This is a genomic window from Maribacter aquimaris (assembly GCF_014596745.1).
Taxonomy (GTDB): Bacteria; Bacteroidota; Bacteroidia; order Flavobacteriales; family Flavobacteriaceae; genus Maribacter_A; species Maribacter_A aquimaris.
This window is the reverse complement of record NZ_JABTCF010000001.1, coordinates 283,227-300,789: the sequence shown is the minus strand read 5'-3', so window position 1 is coordinate 300,789 and position 17,563 is coordinate 283,227. Positions and strand designations below refer to the sequence as shown.

Annotated in this window: 13 protein-coding genes and 1 riboswitch; of the genes, 6 read left to right on the top strand and 7 right to left on the bottom strand. The window is 38.3% G+C overall.

The annotated features are described in order from the left end of the window. Positions 1-63: 63 nt before the first annotated feature. Together HPE56_RS01280 and HPE56_RS01275 are read right to left on the bottom strand one after the other, a co-directional pair. Positions 64-2,634, bottom strand: coding sequence for a DUF4838 domain-containing protein (locus HPE56_RS01280; RefSeq protein WP_188241958.1), 2,571 nt, complete (start codon positions 2,632-2,634; stop codon positions 64-66). Between the two features lie 567 nt (positions 2,635-3,201). Further along, a complete protein-coding gene (locus HPE56_RS01275) occupies positions 3,202-3,801 on the bottom strand; it encodes a DUF6642 family protein (protein ID WP_188241957.1) in 600 nt (199 codons plus the stop codon). A 472-nt stretch (positions 3,802-4,273) separates the two neighbouring features. On the opposite strand from HPE56_RS01275, the gene HPE56_RS01270 reads away from it, so the two are divergent. Next, complete coding sequence (locus HPE56_RS01270; protein WP_188241956.1) at positions 4,274-5,764, top strand: acyl-CoA dehydrogenase family protein; 1,491 nt, start codon at positions 4,274-4,276, stop codon at positions 5,762-5,764. Between the two features lie 425 nt (positions 5,765-6,189). After that, positions 6,190-6,570: a response regulator gene (locus HPE56_RS01265; protein WP_188241955.1), complete on the top strand. Its 381-nt coding sequence runs from the start codon at positions 6,190-6,192 to the stop codon at positions 6,568-6,570. A gap of 101 nt (positions 6,571-6,671) precedes the next feature. On the opposite strand, the gene HPE56_RS01260 is transcribed toward HPE56_RS01265, so the two are convergent. The 3 genes from HPE56_RS01260 to HPE56_RS01250 form a co-directional block, all read right to left on the bottom strand. Continuing rightward, positions 6,672-8,321: a tetratricopeptide repeat protein gene (locus HPE56_RS01260; RefSeq protein WP_223170135.1), complete on the bottom strand. Its 1,650-nt coding sequence runs from the start codon at positions 8,319-8,321 to the stop codon at positions 6,672-6,674. Positions 8,322-8,425: 104 nt separating this feature from the next. Then, positions 8,426-9,181, bottom strand: a complete 756-nt coding sequence (locus HPE56_RS01255) for a LytR/AlgR family response regulator transcription factor (protein ID WP_188241954.1) — start codon at positions 9,179-9,181, stop codon at positions 8,426-8,428. Beyond that, a complete protein-coding gene (locus tag HPE56_RS01250) occupies positions 9,178-10,251 on the bottom strand; it encodes a sensor histidine kinase (protein ID WP_188241953.1) in 1,074 nt (357 codons plus the stop codon). Before HPE56_RS01250 ends, HPE56_RS01255 begins: the two co-directional genes overlap by 4 nt. A gap of 551 nt (positions 10,252-10,802) precedes the next feature. Between HPE56_RS01250 and HPE56_RS01245 the strand changes: the two genes are divergently transcribed. After that, positions 10,803-12,830 (top strand): NADPH-dependent 2,4-dienoyl-CoA reductase, encoded by a 2,028-nt coding sequence (locus HPE56_RS01245; protein ID WP_188241952.1) that lies wholly within the window; start codon positions 10,803-10,805, stop codon positions 12,828-12,830. Positions 12,831-12,868: 38 nt separating this feature from the next. Here HPE56_RS01245 and HPE56_RS01240 read toward each other — a convergent pair whose 3' ends face one another. Continuing rightward, a complete protein-coding gene (locus HPE56_RS01240) occupies positions 12,869-13,660 on the bottom strand; it encodes a hypothetical protein (protein ID WP_188241951.1) in 792 nt (263 codons plus the stop codon). Positions 13,661-13,979: 319 nt separating this feature from the next. Further along, positions 13,980-14,077: riboswitch (SAM-I-IV-variant riboswitch) on the top strand. Positions 14,078-14,126: 49 nt separating this feature from the next. Between HPE56_RS01240 and HPE56_RS01235 the strand changes: the two genes are divergently transcribed. Then, positions 14,127-15,425: a Na+/H+ antiporter NhaC family protein gene (locus tag HPE56_RS01235; RefSeq protein WP_188241950.1), complete on the top strand. Its 1,299-nt coding sequence runs from the start codon at positions 14,127-14,129 to the stop codon at positions 15,423-15,425. A 30-nt stretch (positions 15,426-15,455) separates the two neighbouring features. Here HPE56_RS01235 and HPE56_RS01230 read toward each other — a convergent pair whose 3' ends face one another. Beyond that, entirely contained in the window at positions 15,456-15,926 is a 471-nt protein-coding gene (locus HPE56_RS01230) for a nucleoside deaminase (protein WP_188241949.1), read from the bottom strand. Between the two features lie 258 nt (positions 15,927-16,184). Between HPE56_RS01230 and HPE56_RS01225 the strand changes: the two genes are divergently transcribed. Together HPE56_RS01225 and HPE56_RS01220 are read left to right on the top strand one after the other, a co-directional pair. Next, complete coding sequence (locus tag HPE56_RS01225; protein WP_188241948.1) at positions 16,185-16,754, top strand: Crp/Fnr family transcriptional regulator; 570 nt, start codon at positions 16,185-16,187, stop codon at positions 16,752-16,754. A 66-nt stretch (positions 16,755-16,820) separates the two neighbouring features. Then, entirely contained in the window at positions 16,821-17,561 is a 741-nt protein-coding gene (locus HPE56_RS01220) for an acyl-CoA desaturase (RefSeq protein ID WP_188241947.1), read from the top strand. Positions 17,562-17,563: the final 2 nt, after the last annotated feature.

The window sequence follows — 17,563 nt, the reverse complement described above, 5'->3', positions numbered from 1 at the left end:
AAAATTTCCAATTCTTAGAACCCCTGCGACAAACCTCTTCCCGAAGCCTTGAAAAATGATGTTTTAATTGTTCCTTGGTGCTTCATCCAAATAATGGATCTCATAGGCGTAACTTGCCTCTTGCCCGGCTTTCAATTCTTTGACATTAGGGGTCATTTCCAAATTGATCTGTACACGCTCTGGACTCCAGAAAAGATTTAAATTTTCAAAAGTACCCGGTTTAAAACGTTGCTCAACACCAAATCCGGATTTTTGGTTAAAATAGGCAAAGGACCCTCCTTTAAGCCCTTTATTCAGTATGGAATTTGTCCTTTCTGTTGGTTTTGCATTTTCCCAACCTTGGTTCACCTGCAACCAATGGTCAGCTTTCACATACACACCGACTTCTTGAGGGTCTAAAGTGCCTGACCCAGCATTGTATTCGGGGTGTACGAAGAAATTAAAGGAACGGTCTGTCTTCGATTTTAAGGCTGTTTCAAAGTGGATGCCCTCTCCTTCGAGACTGATGGTACGTTCAATTCGGGCACCATCTTTTGTGGTAAGTGCAATATTAACTTCCGTAGGGCTTTGGGCAACAATTTCATACCCCAAAATTCCATCAGCTTTTGGGCCATCCCCGGCTCTAACCCATTCTTCAAAACGAAAACGATCAAAGGCACGTGTCGGTTGAACAACGTTTCGGTCCGTAGGCTTATAGGTCATCCCAACCACCTTAGCATTACTTTCAGGTAATACAAGTAATCGCCAATACTTATTTTCTAATTGAACTGCTTTCATACCTGAAAAAATTGCACGCATATTTTTTAGGTAGGTTTCATTTTTCACATATTCATTGTCCCTGATTACATTGTATTTTGCACATAGATCAGTGTATTTATCCAGTATAAACGCATCAGTATCATTTAAAGAAGGCTTGCATAAACCATTTTCATAGGTGAGATTCATAGTCGCTACACTCAGTTTTGCACGATATACACATAGCGAAGCCTTTTCTACCCGCGTACGCACCTCTTCTGATTTTGCCAATGAAAGTGCTTCCTTAAAAAAAGAATCCATTTGATTTACGGTTTCGGCATTTAAGCATAAAGTCGCTTCAGTAGAATAAAGACCGGGGTGCCGCTTTTCTTTTTCAATCAAATCGTGATAATAACTTAAGTAATCAATAATAGGTTGTGCGGCTTCCTTATAATGCATGCGACAAAAGTCAATGGTTTCTTGCCAACTATCGCGACCCGGTTTCCATAGACAGCGTGATATCACATAATTTCGTAAGTCACTTAACTCCGTGGAAAAACCATTTCCGGCTGCCTGCATAAATACGCCACGACCACTATGGTTCGCAAAATAGTCAACATTCTTTCCGATGCTTTGTAGATTCGGGAAAGGGAGGAGATACCCCCTGAAATTGGTGTTATAATTCCAGATAAAGATGTTTTTGGCTATTTTATTCCAATCATCCATATCCTTGCTAAACTCTTCGTTCAGCATACAAGTAGGATCGTCAATCGCATGATAATTACAACATTCAATACTGCATAGCATAAGCATGACATTGTCCCTTGGCTTTATTGTTTTCGGTGGCTTACGCGTGTATTCGTAGGCATAGGTGCCAATTAAAACCTCTGGATGCGTTTTTTCAACACGCTCTGCAACGGCATTGACAAAAGAAATCATGGTACCCGCATGGGATTCCTCTTGCGCATCGAGAGCCGCACAAGATTCGCAGGTACAGTAACTACCATTATCCATTTGAGCAACGTTGAAATTCTTACGGGTTGGATTTTTCTCAATGGCCTCCAAAGTGGCCTCTGTTACAAGGTCTAGAACGTCTTTGTTCGTTAAACATAATTGTGGCCCACCGCCATGCATGCTTACTTCACGCCTTCCGTTGACCAATGCATAGTATTCTGGATGTTCCTTGCCATAAATGGAAGGGGGAAGAAGAGAAGAAACATTATGACTTACACGTATATACTCGGATATACCGCCAAATTGATCTTCACCTTTAACCGTATTGGTCCGCAGTTTGGCAGCAAACGAAGGGTTTTTGAGTGTTTCACCATAATACGAAGAACGGAAAGCAAAAGGAGGTACGTAACTATAATTTTTTCCTTTGATTCTAAAATCATCATTTCTCCCTTCTTTTGGATAAAAAGTATGATCATGAGTCAAGAATCGAACACCACAATATTTTTCAAAAAACTCATAGACACCATAGAGCGTTCCACGAGGTTGATCCCCGAAAATAGCTATTTGATCCTTAGAGATCTCGATAGTAAACCCTTCTTTACCTAGATTTTTTGTGTTTATTTCTAAACCAACGTTAGTAGCTGCATTAGGACCTATTACAATGGTTTTTCCAATCGTTGATCCGGAACTGTCAATAGGCAACTCTTTACCTGTAAATGCTTTAAAAAGTCGTTGAAATTCAGTTGCTGCATACATTCCAGATGCGGTATCAGAAATGTAATAGATACCGTCAAACGATGAGATATTTGGACCATCTGCGGGTAGCGCATCCCATGCTTCTTCTGAAATCGAGGATGCTACTTTTGGTGAACATTGTATCAAAGAACTCACGAATAGTATTAAATATATACTTTTTAAGATAGAATATTGCCTTTTTTTCTTCATTTTTAGGTGTGTATGGAATTGTGAAAGTAACAATTTATTATACAATAAAACGGGTCTATTTTTTTAGTCAAAAAGTAAGTAGGTTGTACGCTTATTGAAATTCGTTATTGAAGTCGAAAAGGAAGTAGTGAAATAAATAAAAGGGGTGATGGATCAATCCCATAAGTTGGGTGTGAATTGGAAAAAGAAAGCATACACATATAGGTCGATTTTCCCCCATTGTGCTAGGCCAAACGAACTTTGTAATCCGTAGAATATCCCTTGTAGTACACATCGAGGGAAGGTAAATAAAGATTCAATCCCAAAAGTGTGTGTGGATTAGAAAAAGAAAGTATAAACTATCCCGGAGTTCGTGTTCTGTTCTTTTTTGCATTTAAGGCTTACAGATTCCCGAAGTCTCGGGATGGAAACAATTACGCCTCGCTACGCTATATTTCAGGATCTAATGTAATTCTTAATTGAACCCCTACCCTATTGGTATTATAGAAAACCGTAGATAAAAGGCCAACGCGCCGGCTGGCTCTTTCGCTAAAAAGGTCTGCTAGACCTTTTTTTAACGCTCGGCCCTTAGTAATACAATCTAAAATCAAGTAATTTACAGACATTGTAGTGTCTTTGGTGCAGCTCTTCTACCACATCCAACATAGTATCATCTTCCTTGAATAAGTTGAAGAAGGCCTTGTCAAGATTTGAGCTACTTATTCCATTATGTGCATTACCATAGCCAGAAACACCTTTTGCCCCGGTGATATCCAAAAAATATTGTGCTTCCTCTTCGTCCAAATCCAAGATTTTCGCATTTGAAAAATGTAAGATCTTTCCTTGTAACCTTCCTTCAAAAATTTCAGCAATTTCCTGTAAACTATAGTAGTAGTCATTCAAACAAATACTATTGGCCTCACCGGTCATAACCATGTAGATGATTTCATAATCCTTAAAATGATGATCATCCAAGACCAGTGTGTTTAAGCTATCTTCCAGTCCTTCAATGGTGTCACAGGTTTTATAGATGCTTGCTATTCCATATTTCAAGGCCAATTGTTCCAAGCTTTCTTGTGCTTCGGTAACCTTGTCCGTTTCTGTTTCATGAACCGCTTCTAAACAATAAATGAAATTAGTTGCATCTATAAATTGTTCTTGGGGTAATTGTTGTCTTTTCTCTAACAAGCTTCTGAAATTATATAATGTATATGAAACACAAAATTACTGTAACTCTTCTATTCTTTTCCGCGTTTGCATATAAAATACCATTCCACACTCCTTTATTCATGGTTGGTTATTTTATAATAAGGAATTCATGAACCTAAAGGTTTCACTCCCTTCCTATTCCTTCTACGCCGATAGGGACAACCTTAAAAAACAATAGCTAAGACATTGAACTAATATTTTCCTATGCTTTTTTAACAGCGGCATCAAAATAGCTATTGGTTTTCAAAAGTTTTCTGAGGCCACGCTAATCTTAATACATGTTTTGGTCTTTTATTGGCTATTTTTAAAAAAAAAGCTATAATTAATTTTTAATTAGAATGAGTCTTAATAATTTTACTTAGAATATCATTATTGAAAGTATCAAAAATGATTGCTGTAGAAATACTAAACCTCATATCTTTAACAAGTATAAAACTAATTAGGGAAAAAAATGCTCCAAGAATTTTCAGAGTACATCAAAGAGTTTGAAAACAGTTTAAAAAGTGTTTTTCATGAGCGGTATGACATAAACCAATTTAGTAAAGAAAGAGGTTTACCAGTGGTGGCCTTAAGGGATATTATGGCAAAAGCTCCATTATCTGTAGCTATACCGGAAAATTTTGGAGGTAGAGGGGTAAAAGTAAAAGAATGCCTTAGACTTTTATCAAGTGCTTCATACGAATCGCTTGCCTTATCACTAACATTTGGAATTAACATTGCTTTGTTTTTAGAGCCCGTAGCAAAATATTCCAATAAGTCCGTTCAAGCCGACATCTTTAAACGCTTTTTAGAAAAGCAGAATATGGGCGGTTTAATGATTACTGAACCTAGTTTTGGCAGTGATGCTTTGGGTATGGAAACCTTTAATGAAAAAGTAGGGGATGAATATATCATCAAAGGAACAAAACATTGGCAAGGTTTAACAGGTATGGCCGATTATTGGTTAATTACTTCCCGGAAAAAAAATAGTAATGGCAATTTAAGCAGGGATATTGATTTTTTTATCTGTGATGTTACCCAACCAAATCAGCAAATAACGGTAGAGGAATATTACGACAATATAGGCTTATACATGATTCCTTACGGGAGAAATAAGGTTGATGTCAAAGTTCCTGCTCAATTTAAACTACAACCAGAAACCTCTGGTGTAAAAATGATGTTAGACATTTTGCACAGAAGTAGAATGCAGTTTCCGGGAATGGCAACAGGATTCATTAAAAGAATGTTAGACGAGTCTATCAAATATTGTAATGAACGAATTGTTGGTGGAAAAAAACTAATTGAATTAGACCAAATCCAATATCAAATTTCCAGAGTTCAAGGTGCTTACACTATTGCTTCTGCCATGTGTTTTAGAAGTAGTGGTCATAGTGGAATAGAAAACGACTTGTCCAATGAAGGCATCGAGGCAAATACCATGAAAGCATTTGTAACCGATTTAATGCAAGAAGCAGCACAAACACTAACACAGCTTTCTGGAGCAAAAGGGTTTAAAATTGACAATGTTGGTGGACGAGGTATTATGGATAGTAGGGCTTTTCAAATATTCGAGGGATCTAACGAAATGCTATACACTCAAATTTCTGAGATGATTGTAAAGCTTATGAAACGTAAAAAAGAGTTTAATATCTATCATTTTCTTAAAGATTTCAATTTAACCGATCAGTCTTATCCTTACTTCAAAAATGAATTGGATTTTAGTTTTGATCCTGGGTTAAAACAAAGAAAAATGATTGATCTGGGTAAAATATTTTCTAGAGTAATTACTTTGAATTTTGTGTTGGAAATGGAAGGGAAAGGCTTTAGGAAAGACTTAACCACAAATTGTCTAGAATTAATAAAACTCGATGTTTCTAACTTAATTAATTCATTTCATGCACAAAATACAGCAAGCGTAATTACTGATTATAACGAAAATAGTTTGTGGTATGATTTTGTTTAGTGCATATTTTATACCCTTTAAGGGATAGTCCTTGGTATTGAAAATTAATTTTACCCATTGCATACACATTACCCTCCCCTCCTATTCCACTTGGGACAGGCTTGGCTTGTATAATAAGTTTCTTTAAAACCATATTGGCAGGTATTATGTAAAAGGAAATTCTGCAATAAACGCCACTGCCCCAACCCGCCGCCAAAAGCAATCAGCCACTGGCTAATTCCTTTTGGCACGTGTCACGTGTAAAGTAGCCCTTTATTCCTTTTGCGGACACTTAACGTGTTTTCAAACTATGCGTTTTATTGAACATTTCAAAAGATGAAAAATCATCGGATATGGACTTTTAAAGACACTAATGCTCCTTTCGTCCAATATAATTTGTCATTCTGAAACAATAGGATAGATTTAAAGTTCCTAAATCAAAACATATGAAACTTGACCTGATCATCGTAGATGACTCTTTTCTATGGTTATCCTTGGCTGAAAAGCTAGCCAAAACCCACCCTTTAATTGGTCGCACAACATCTTTCATCGATTCTTATGATGCTTGGGTGTACATACAAACAGCAAAACCACAGGTGGTATTGTCCGATATTGAAATGCCGGGTATGAATGGATTTTCTTTTCTTGAAATGTTCGGAAACCGAGTGCCTTTTATATCCAGTTCTACCAAACAAGGTTTTGAGGGAGAAGCTAGGGAACTTGGGTGTGCGGATTTTATCAAAAAGCCCTTTACAAAAACTGAATTCTACCATTCAATTGATATGGTTTACAATCAACTATATGGTCAAACCGCCTGCTTTATCTAAAAGTCATGGCAATGAAGCCACGAATCTTCGATTCCCCTCCCCTCCTATCCCTGCGACTCCGCTCAGGACAGGCTGGGTCAAGAAACTTGATTTTATCGCTATTATTGGTCTATCTCCAATAACATCCCTTTTGCAGCTTTGCCAATTTTTCCATTAGTATCCAAGGAAATGGCCTTTTTGAGTACCTCTTTTGCTTTAGGGGTGTCTTGTAATGCGATGTACGCTTCCCCTAGATTTTTATATGTGCTTGCAGAATTCGGGAATAGTTGTGAAACCATCGAAAATACCTGAATGGAAGCCTGTACTTGTGGTACACGGCCACTCTGCAATAATAGGTTTCCTTTTTTGTTTAATTCCATTTCAAAATCACAAAAAGCATAACGGGGGTCTTGTATCATTTTGGGAAGTACTTCGGCCAATTGCTGTGTTTGTCCGGATAGATACAGGTCCGTTATATATTCGATGGGTTTGGGTTCAAAATCATGGGCATTAAATGTCAATGCGGCTTCCAATACCGGGTCTTGATTGTTTACATAGTCATCAAAACCCATGGTAACGGGAATGCTGGGGGCGGTCCAATCGGCATTTTCCAAGGCGGGCATATCTTGCCACCATAAATACGATAAATACGCTGTAATCTTGCTATTGGGCAATACTACGGGTCGGGTATCCCCATAAAAATTGACATTCTCCGCTGTTGGTTCCCCTACTAAAATCGCTTCTGTATACCTAGTGATTTCATTGGTCAGATTTTGACAGGCCGAAAACGTTTCACGACCGATAATAAAATAGAAACTACCCTTTTTATTGATTTTCGGTCTTGCCATCAAGCCCTTTATCAATGGGAGATTGTTGTAGTTATTACCACCACCGTTAAGACGGACATCATAGACCAACTTTTCTATATGGTGCGTATCAATAAATTCAAACAGTCGCTTATAAAATTGCTCAAGGGTTTCGTTTTCATCATCAAATACGGAACTCTGTCGAACATAGAGTGTTTTTATGTCTTCCAAATATTCAAAATAGAACAGTTTATCCTCGAGATGTTTTAAATACAAAGGGGTCGTCTCCGTATTTCGGGCCGTGAGCCACTCCGCCGTCGGTAATGTGAAATTGAAGGCTTTCGGCTTATCTTCCATAGCGATGGTTTTAAATTCATGCGTAAAGACCTTTCCCTCTTTTTCCAAAGTAAGGGTGACCGTCCCTGAAAGTTCCGGGATAACGCCTTGTGCATGCAGTACTTCCGGCGCCAATAAAAAGCGTAGTCCATAGGCTTTAAAGTATTGCTCGTTTTCTACGGGAACTACAGGATAAATCAATTCCATAGCCTTGTCTATAGCCGTATCACCTATCTTCAAGACTTTGGCGCCCAAAACCTTTTTGTGGTCTTTTTGAACGCCTTCAATATAGATATCCGCTTTAAATTGGTACAGATTGATGGGTAAGATTCCGCTCTTGGCCATGGTGCTATAGGGGATCTGGGTATGACCATATTTAAATTGGGATATCATACGTGCCAATCCCACACGGATCTCGTGTTCCCTTAGGTTGGGAATCTCATGGTAAAGTGCTTCAACCTGGGTATCAAAATCCTCTTTGGTCGTTTTTACGAAAAGAAACGAATAGTCTTTATGGATCGTGTTCTGTAAAAAACGAAGGTCTTCTTGCCATTGCGTTGCGCTTACGTCCTTCTGGGCCGATAATTGAAAGAAGATGAATAGGTTGAGGATAACAAGTAATTTTTTCATGATGTCGTTTTTTGATTACATCACAAATATGGTTTTAATCCCCTCCGAATAGCAGTACTTTGTGTTGAAACGTAGGGAATGTTACTTGAAACATCACGGACGTCCTATTGGTTCAACCAGTCTTTAAAATCGCTGGTCTTTTGTCTGCTTACAATAAATTCCTGGTCACGGGGATTTGATAGGGATAACTTTACGCGATGGTTAAAATAGGGTTCTATTTTTTGGATTGAAATTTTGGAGATGATCTGGCCCCTATTGATTCTGTAAAACTTGGTGTCATCCAAGGACCCAAACAATTCGTCCATGGTCTCATCTATGATGTAGCGTTTGTTATGGGTAATACCAAACGTGATACTGTCCTGCGAATACATATACAAAAGCTCCGATACCCGTATTTGTACAAAGCCACTCCCCTCCTTTACCAAGATTCCCGAACGTTTTTGTGGTGTTTGGATACTACCTAAAAGTTCTTTTAAAATATTCGGTTCTATGGGAGTTGATAGCCTTTTGGATTTCGAGAATTTGATCAATGCAGCATCCAAGTCGTTTTGTTTGATGGGCTTTAGGAGATAGTCAATACTGTTTACCTTAAAGGCCTGAATGGCGTATTGGTCAAAAGCCGTAGTGAAAATAATAGGTGCGGTTACTTCTATTTTCCGGAAAATCTCAAAACTTAAACCGTCCGCCAGTTGAATATCCATGAACACCAAATCCGGTGTCCTATTATTTCTAAACCATAAAACCGTATCCTCGACGGAATCGATAACAGCCAGTACTTCAAAATCAAAATCACTGTTGTTCAATAAGTGCTTTAATTGACTTACTGCACGGGGTTCATCTTCAACGATCAATATTTTCATGACTTTTCTTTGGATGGTTTTAATAATGGAAGGGAAACTGTAAAATGCCCTCCCTCATTTTTGATGATAGGCGTTTTACTTGCTATAAGTTGATACCGTTTTTTTATATTCTGCAAACCGATTTGTGTTGAGGGTGTTTGGCTCGATTTGGGTTGGATTTTATTACGTACTACCAGGTGGTCATCCGTAATGGTTACGGTTATGGTCAATGGTTTGGCTTTGGAAACAATATTGTGTTTTATGGCATTTTCCAATAAAAGCTGTAAACTCATAGGGACGATCATTGTGCTAAGTTTAGCGTCAGGAATATTCCAGTTCAACTTCAAGTTATCCCCAAATCTTTCCGACTGGATATGAATATAGGCTTTCGCGAATTGCAACTCCTCCCCTAGCGAAATTAAATTGGAGTTGCCCGACTCGATAATAAAACGATATACACCGGATAAATTATCCACAAAATCCTTGGCATCCTCCTTGGTGTCTTGGTCAATGATATCCCGCAGGGTATTTAGACTGTTGAAAAGGAAATGGGGACGCGCCTGGTTTCTTAAGGTGTCTAACTGCGCCTGTATCATTACCTGTTTGGTTTGTTCCTCTTCCCGTATCGATTTTTTTAAGCGTACATACGAGTAAATGACCTCATAAATGGCCATCACCATAATCGTCATGATAATGACCGGAATAAGTACTTTTAAATGTATTACATGTTGTGAGCTATACCCAAATAGTTTGATGACGCCCGCCGATAAATATCCCCCCAGTAAATCCACCAAAAAAACCGTGGAAATTACAGCTAGAATAAGGATGCCAATCCGCTTTTTATCGTCTTTGAAATCGGGGTATTTTTTTCGCAAAGAAATTAAGATACTTCGTATAATGACCCAATCGCAAAGGGTAAAGAATAAGGAAGCGACCCAACCTATGAAAACGAGTGCTGTGGATGTTCTCTCGGATGGGTTATTGAATAAATAGTTTGTGATAATACTTAATACAAGAATGCCCATGATCGAATACCAGAAATCATCAAACCCTAGATATTGTATTCGTTTCTTTTTATTCAATAATGGCATAAATGTGACCTTATTAGTGGTATACGCTCTGCTTAATAGGGTGGAATGTACATGCAATCCATGAAGAAGATACTTTTCCGAAAAGAATCATAACAATTCTTCTTCTCTATGAAGGCACCTTTCCCTGGATACCCTATAAGCGAATAACGGGATTATTTATATGGCATGCAAACCAAAAAAATAAGCAATGGTCAGCGGATCAAATATCTTGGGAATCACCAAAAAACAAAAGCATTATATGTTGAAGTGTCGTATTAGGGTATTGAATCGTTATGCTTTCAACTAGAATACCATTCCAGATACATTCCCACTTCACTCCTATCCCTTTGACGCCTATTTAATTCAACCGATAACGATACACCACAGGGGTTTGCCCGGTTTTGTCTTAAACAATCGGTTGAAGTACTGCGGGTAATCAAAACCTACTTATATGATTGTAAATAGGTTGTCCGGACTCAAAAAAAACTGTATCATTAGTTGTCATGTTTTAAAAACGTATCTTGTTCATTATTATGCACGCATAATAAAGTGGAACTAAAAAGCAATCTAGAATGACCAAGTACAAGCATATTTTTGAGCCTTTGGATTTAGGATTTACCACCCTAAAGAATCGAATATTAATGGGTTCTATGCACACCGGATTGGAAGAGGAAAAAAATGGCATGGAAAAAATAGCCACTTATTATGCCGAACGGGCAAAGGGTGGGGTCGGATTAATTGTTTCGGGTGGCATTGCGCCCAACGTACAAGGTTGGACAGGTCCCTTTTCTGCGCGAATGAGCACTAAAAAGCATGCGAAACACCATAAAGTCATTACGGATGCCGTACATAGGGAAGGTGGTAAGATTTGTATGCAAATACTACATGCTGGTCGGTATGGATATCATCCTTTTGCAGTGGCACCATCGGCTATAAAGTCGCCCATCTCCCCTTTTAAACCCTTTAAGCTGAAACAATCCGGTATTAATCGTACTCTACGTGATTTTGTGAATTCTGCCAAACTTTCCAAACTAGCGGGTTATGATGGGGTGGAAATTATGGGTTCTGAAGGCTATTTGATTAATCAATTTATTGCGGAAAGAACAAATAAACGTACCGACACTTATGGGGGTAGCTATGAAAACCGGATGCGTTTACCGATTGAACTCGTAAAGCAAACTCGTGAAGCCGTTGGTAAGGAGTTTATTATTATCTATCGCTTATCCATGTTGGATTTGGTAGAAAAAGGAAGCTCTTGGCAAGAAGTGGTTGCCTTAGGCAAGGAAATAGAGAAAGCAGGAGCGACAATTATAAATACAGGGATTGGCTGGCATGAAGCCCGCATACCCACCATTGCTACATCAGTACCCAGGGCGGCATTTACATGGGTGACCAAAAAGATGAAGGAAGAATTATCGATTCCGTTAATTACGTCCAACAGAATAAATATGCCAGAAACTGCCGAACGAGTTTTAGCGGAAGGTCATGCCGATATGGTTTCTATGGCACGACCATTTTTGGCAGATCCAGAGTGGGTCAATAAGGCGGAAGCAAATAAGGCAGATGAGATAAACACCTGTATCGCTTGTAATCAAGCCTGTTTAGACCATGTTTTTAAACGTAAGGTTGCCAGTTGTTTGGTGAATCCAAGGGCATGTCATGAAACGGAACTGAATTATAACCCGACAGAAAAAAAGAAAAGAATAGCCGTTGTAGGTGCTGGTCCGGCAGGTTTGGCAGCATCTACAGTAGCAGCGCAACGCGGTCATGATGTTACGCTTTTTGATGCTGAAAAAGAGACTGGAGGGCAATTTAACCTGGCAAAGCAAATACCTGGCAAAGAGGAATTCTATGAAACCATTCGCTATTTCAATAAACAATTGGAATTGCATAAAGTAACGGTAAAACTGAATACACGAGTAACTGCAGAAGATTTACAGAATGGCAATTTTGATGAGATTATTGTAGCGACCGGAATCAAACCAAGAACCCCGAAAATTGAGGGTGTTGACCACCCAAAAGTCCTAAACTATATAGATGTATTGAAGCTGAAAAAACCAGTGGGTAAGCGTGTTGCGGTTATCGGCGCAGGCGGAATCGGTTTTGATGTCTCTGAATATCTCGCCCATGAAGGGGAAAGTACAGCTTTACATATTGATGCTTGGCTTAAAGAATGGGGCATTGATAAGACCCTAAAGGCTCGCAGTGGGGTTGAGCATATAGAGGCAGAAATACCCCCCTCCCCTAGGGAAATATTTATGTTTAAGCGTAGCAAAGGTAAGTTTGGAGGCAATCTCGGCAAAACCACGGGTTGGATCCATCGTTCTACCTTAAAAAAGAAAAAAGTACAGTTCATCAATGAAGTACAGTACACCAAAATAGATGATGAAGGCTTGCATTATACCCAAAATAATGAGCAGAAATTATTGGCAGTAGATAGTATTGTTATCTGTGCAGGTCAATTACCCTTTAAAGAACTTTTAGAACCATTGCAGGCAAAAGGCATAAAAGTACATGTAATTGGTGGTGCAGATGTTGCTGCCGAATTAGATGCTAAACGAGCCATAAATCAAGCTTGTCGGTTAGCCGCCGCAATTTAATGCGGTTTTAAAAGGAGAAATCACTATTTTAAAATGAATTAATCTTCCATGGGTATAAATGCTCCGTTTTCATACGTCAGTTTTAGAATTTTACCGGTAGATTTCATGAAGCCCGATGGGGAATCCAAGTCTCCATCGATATAGGTTTCGACTAACCCATGGTATGATATTTCTTTTGTTTCGGGGTTGTATTGGGGTATCAACTCATCGTGACCTCTAGTTATTTCATACATGAATTTATCATCCCCATGAAAGCAGCCATTGCAATCTTTTAAAACCCCATCACTAAAGCTTAATAATCTAAAAACATAAAACTCTTTACCGCTACCGTGTGTTCCGTACCCCTTTACTAGGTATTTATCATTGTCGATACGATGTATTTGATAATGGTAAACTTCCGTGTTATCGATGATGTTATGATTCTCGGTAGTTGTCAAAAAACCAACAGCCAATTCATTGTTTATTTTATACTGATACATGGAATTATAGATGTGCCATGTACCACCACTAAACTCATTCCAAGAAAAAATTCTTAGTTTATCGTCTTCAGAAGAAATGATTCTTACAAACTTGGATAATGAATCGTATTTCACATTTATTAATGATTCATTTTTAAGGGTTTCAGCCAAGGTATTTTGAAATCGTATTAAAATGCTATCCCTCGCTTCCCCATAAGTACCACCGTAGTCGTGCTTATTGTCCTTAAACTTTTTATAAATGGAAGTCAGATGATTGTCTATAGCAGCAGCATCAACCGTTTGTTGGGAATATATTGTAGCACTATATCCTAAAGATAGTATAAGGGTGAAAATAGAAAGTGTTCTTTTCATTGCTGGAAATGTGCTGATGTATAACGTTATAGCAGAATGCTTATAAAAATGGAATCCTCTATAGATTTACCTCATATTTCTTTACACTGAATTTCTTTTATTTCCAAAATGGGCATTCCCATTTTTTAGGGACAGCAGCTTTAACGAAATACGTGCAACAAAGGTAGTGTAATTACATTCTTCCTTCAAAACGGGAAAGTTCCCATGCCCAAGGAATAGTGGCACTGAAAGTTGTAAAAAATAGCCGTTGAATTCCACCTCGGAAATTAACTTTTTTTAAGAACAGCAGATCGTTATTTGCACTAATTTTGCGGCCCTAAATTAGTATCAAGAATCCCATAAGAGGAGATAGCAACCTGCAATAAAGAGCAAGGTGCTAAATAGATAAGCCAATTAATAGGACCCAATGTTACATCATGATCCCATTTATTGGGAGCTGTTTCCTTTTTGAAATGAAGAAAGAGAAATGGCAACTATTCAAAGCGTTACCCCTAAATTTTCAGCTTTAATACCCCTATTTGTTTTCGTTTTCACGTTTTTGGGTGTTGGGATCTATCAAGACGATTTTTATGCGTTACCTGCCCCTATTGCTGTCATCATGGGCATTATTGTCGCATTCATACTATTTGAACAATCGTTAAGTTCAAAAATAGAAACCTTGTTAAAAGGATGTGGTGATGATAAAATAGTAACCATGTGCCTGATCTATTTACTCGCCGGGGCATTTGCCGCAATTACGAACGAGACCGGTAGTGTGGATTCGATCGTAAATCTTGGTTTGGATTATATTGTCATTCAATATATTTATGTGGGCATCTTCATAATTTCCGGATTTTTATCGATAGCAACAGGGACCTCGGTCGGTGCCATTGTCGCTTTGGCCCCTATAGTGGTAGGTTTTGCGGATAAAAGCAGTGCGGACCTGGCCATATTATCTGGCGCCTTATTGGGGGGTAGTATGTTCGGTGACAATTTATCGGTCATTTCAGATACCACCATTGCCGCAACCCAATCCCTGGGGTGTAAAATGAGCGATAAGTTCAAACAGAATATCAAGATGGCCGTTCCTGCCGCCCTATTCACTATGGCCTTATTGATCTTTCAAGGGTTGGGATTAAAGTCCATGGAAACAGCTACCGTAGCCTATAGTTATTCCGTTTTGAAAATCATGCCTTATGTATTGGTCATCATCCTTTCCATCATGGGCGTTAATGTTTTCGTAACCTTATTGTTAGGTGTGGTTTCGGCCGGACTTTTAGGGATTGTTTATGGTGATTTCACCCTTTTGGAATCCACTAAAATCGCCTATACGGGGTTTACGAACATGTCGGAAATATTCCTATTATCCCTACTTACAGGGGGATTGGCAGCTTTGGTAGAAAAAAATGGGGGGATTGGATTTATCTTGATCAAGATAAGAAGGCTTATAAAAAACCAGAGAACGGCCCAGTATGGAATTGCTACATTGGTGGGGGCGATCAATACGGCCATTGCAAATAATACGGTATCCATTATCATTGCCGGTCCTATAGCCAAGACCCTGAACGATGAGTATCATTTGGATAATAAAAAGACAGCTTCCATTTTGGATATTTTTGCTTGTATCTCCCAAGGGTTACTCCCTTATGGTGCACAGGTTTTAATGATCTTGAGCTTTTCTAAAGGAAGGATAGATTATCTGGACTTAGTATTCAATTCATGGTATTTACTGCTGTTGTTTGTTTACACCGTACTGTTTATCAGCTTTAAACCCCTAAAGGCTTGATCTTTATGGTGGAATGTGATCTATCTAGAACTAATATTCCGTTTTATCCTCTTTTTTCTCCCATTCCTGAAAAGGTTTTATCGCTATTTCCGGTACCAATTGCTCAAAGGGGATACTTCGTTCGTTATAGGGTAAGGGAATCTCTTTATAGATAAAGGCATCATCAAAGCCGATATTGGCGGCATCGGCTTGATTGCTTCCATAATAGACCTTATCGGGTCGGGCCCAATAAATAGCACCTAAACACATGGGGCAGGGTTCGCAGGAGGTATAAATCTCACAACCCTCCAATTGAAATGAATCCAGGTTCTTGCAGGCATCCCGGATAGCGATAACCTCAGCATGTGCCGTTGGGTCGTTGGTCGATGTTACTCTGTTATTACCTCTACCGATAATTTTTCCGTCTTTGACGATCACACAGCCAAAGGGTCCCCCTTCATTATTTTGCATCCCTTTTAAAGCCGCATTTACGGCCTCTTGCATAAACTTTTCCTTGCTCATATTAAATCTCTTTTAGTAGCATTAAAAGCACCTTTGTAATTTCATAAAAAAAGCTCATCGTTACCGATGGGCTCTTTTAAAACTTTTTATAAAATTAAAGCATACATTTAATTCTGCCATGATTTTTACTCTTTATTATGATTCGGGTATTCCGTAATAAGGAAGCTCCATACTTGGTAAGGTTACTTCATTTAACGAGTCATTATATGTAATTTCAGGAATCCTTAACTTTACGCCATAATATAAGGTTTATAAGATTTGTTACAGATAAAAGCTTACTTAGATCATATAGCGATCATATCTAATTCTGATTGGGATTTTTTCACATCAAAATTAAAGCCATCCGTTATTCCGAAGAAAAAGGTTTTTTTAAAACTCAACGAGATAGAAAACCATATTTCCTTTATTGAAGCAGGTATTGTGCGCTTATATATTCCAAAGGAAAACCCCGAAAAGGAAATCACTTTTGGCTTTAGTTTCAAAAACCAGTTTATAAGTGCATATGATTCTTTTTTAACAAGGAAACCTTCTACTTATCAATTACAGGCACTGACAGAGACATCCATTTTAAGTATTACGTATGATGATCTGCAGGAGGTATATAAAACCACCCAAATAGGAAATCTTATTGGTAGGCTTACGGCAGAACGACTCTTTCTGCTCAAATCGAAACGCGAACAATACTTATTGAATTTAACGGCTGAGGAGCGCTATCTAAAGTTATTTAAAGAGCGTCCTGAACTTCTAAAGGTTGTTCCCCTTAAATACATCAGTTCTTATATTGGGGTAACAGCCCAAGCTTTAAGTAGAATTCGAAAACGCGTGTGACCCATTTTTATTGATTTAGGTTCATTGTTTTGTTTATAGTCTGAAGCTATATTTGTGAAAAAACTTATGGCAATCGTTATTTTCGTTTTAGTGCTTTGGTATGGAGGCTTGTTTTTTCAGTCTTTCTTTTTGCATCGTTATGCGGCACACCAGGTATTTACCATGTCAAAAACCATGGAACGCATCACCTTTGTCCTTACATGGGTATTTCAAGGGTCAAGTTACTTAAGTGCTTATGGGTACGGTGTTATGCATCGTATGCATCATGCATATACAGATACTGAAAATGACCCACATTCACCATCGCATGATGCTAATTTGTTTGCGATGATGTGGAGAACAAAAAACATCTATCAAGATATCAATAAACAGCGTATTGAAATTGACCAGCGTTTTACCAAGAACGTTCCGCAATGGAAAGCTTTTGATGCCTTTGCAAGTTCACGATTTTCACGAATACTATGGATTTCGCTTTATATTCTATTTTTTGCATTCTTTACGACTTCACCATGGCAATGGTCATTATTACCTGTGACTTTTTTAATGGCACCTATTCACGGAGTTATAATCAATTGGTTTGGACATATTTATGGCTATGTGAATTATAAAATGAAGAACACAAGTAAAAACCTTTTTCGATTCGATTTTTTAATGATGGGCGAAGGCTATCACAACAATCATCATAAGTTCGCAAGTAGAGCCAATTTTGGCGTAAAATGGTATGAAATTGATATTACATATTTGATAATCAGACTGTTGAATGCTTTTGGCTTTATTCAGTTAAAACAAATTGAAGTAAAGAGTTGATT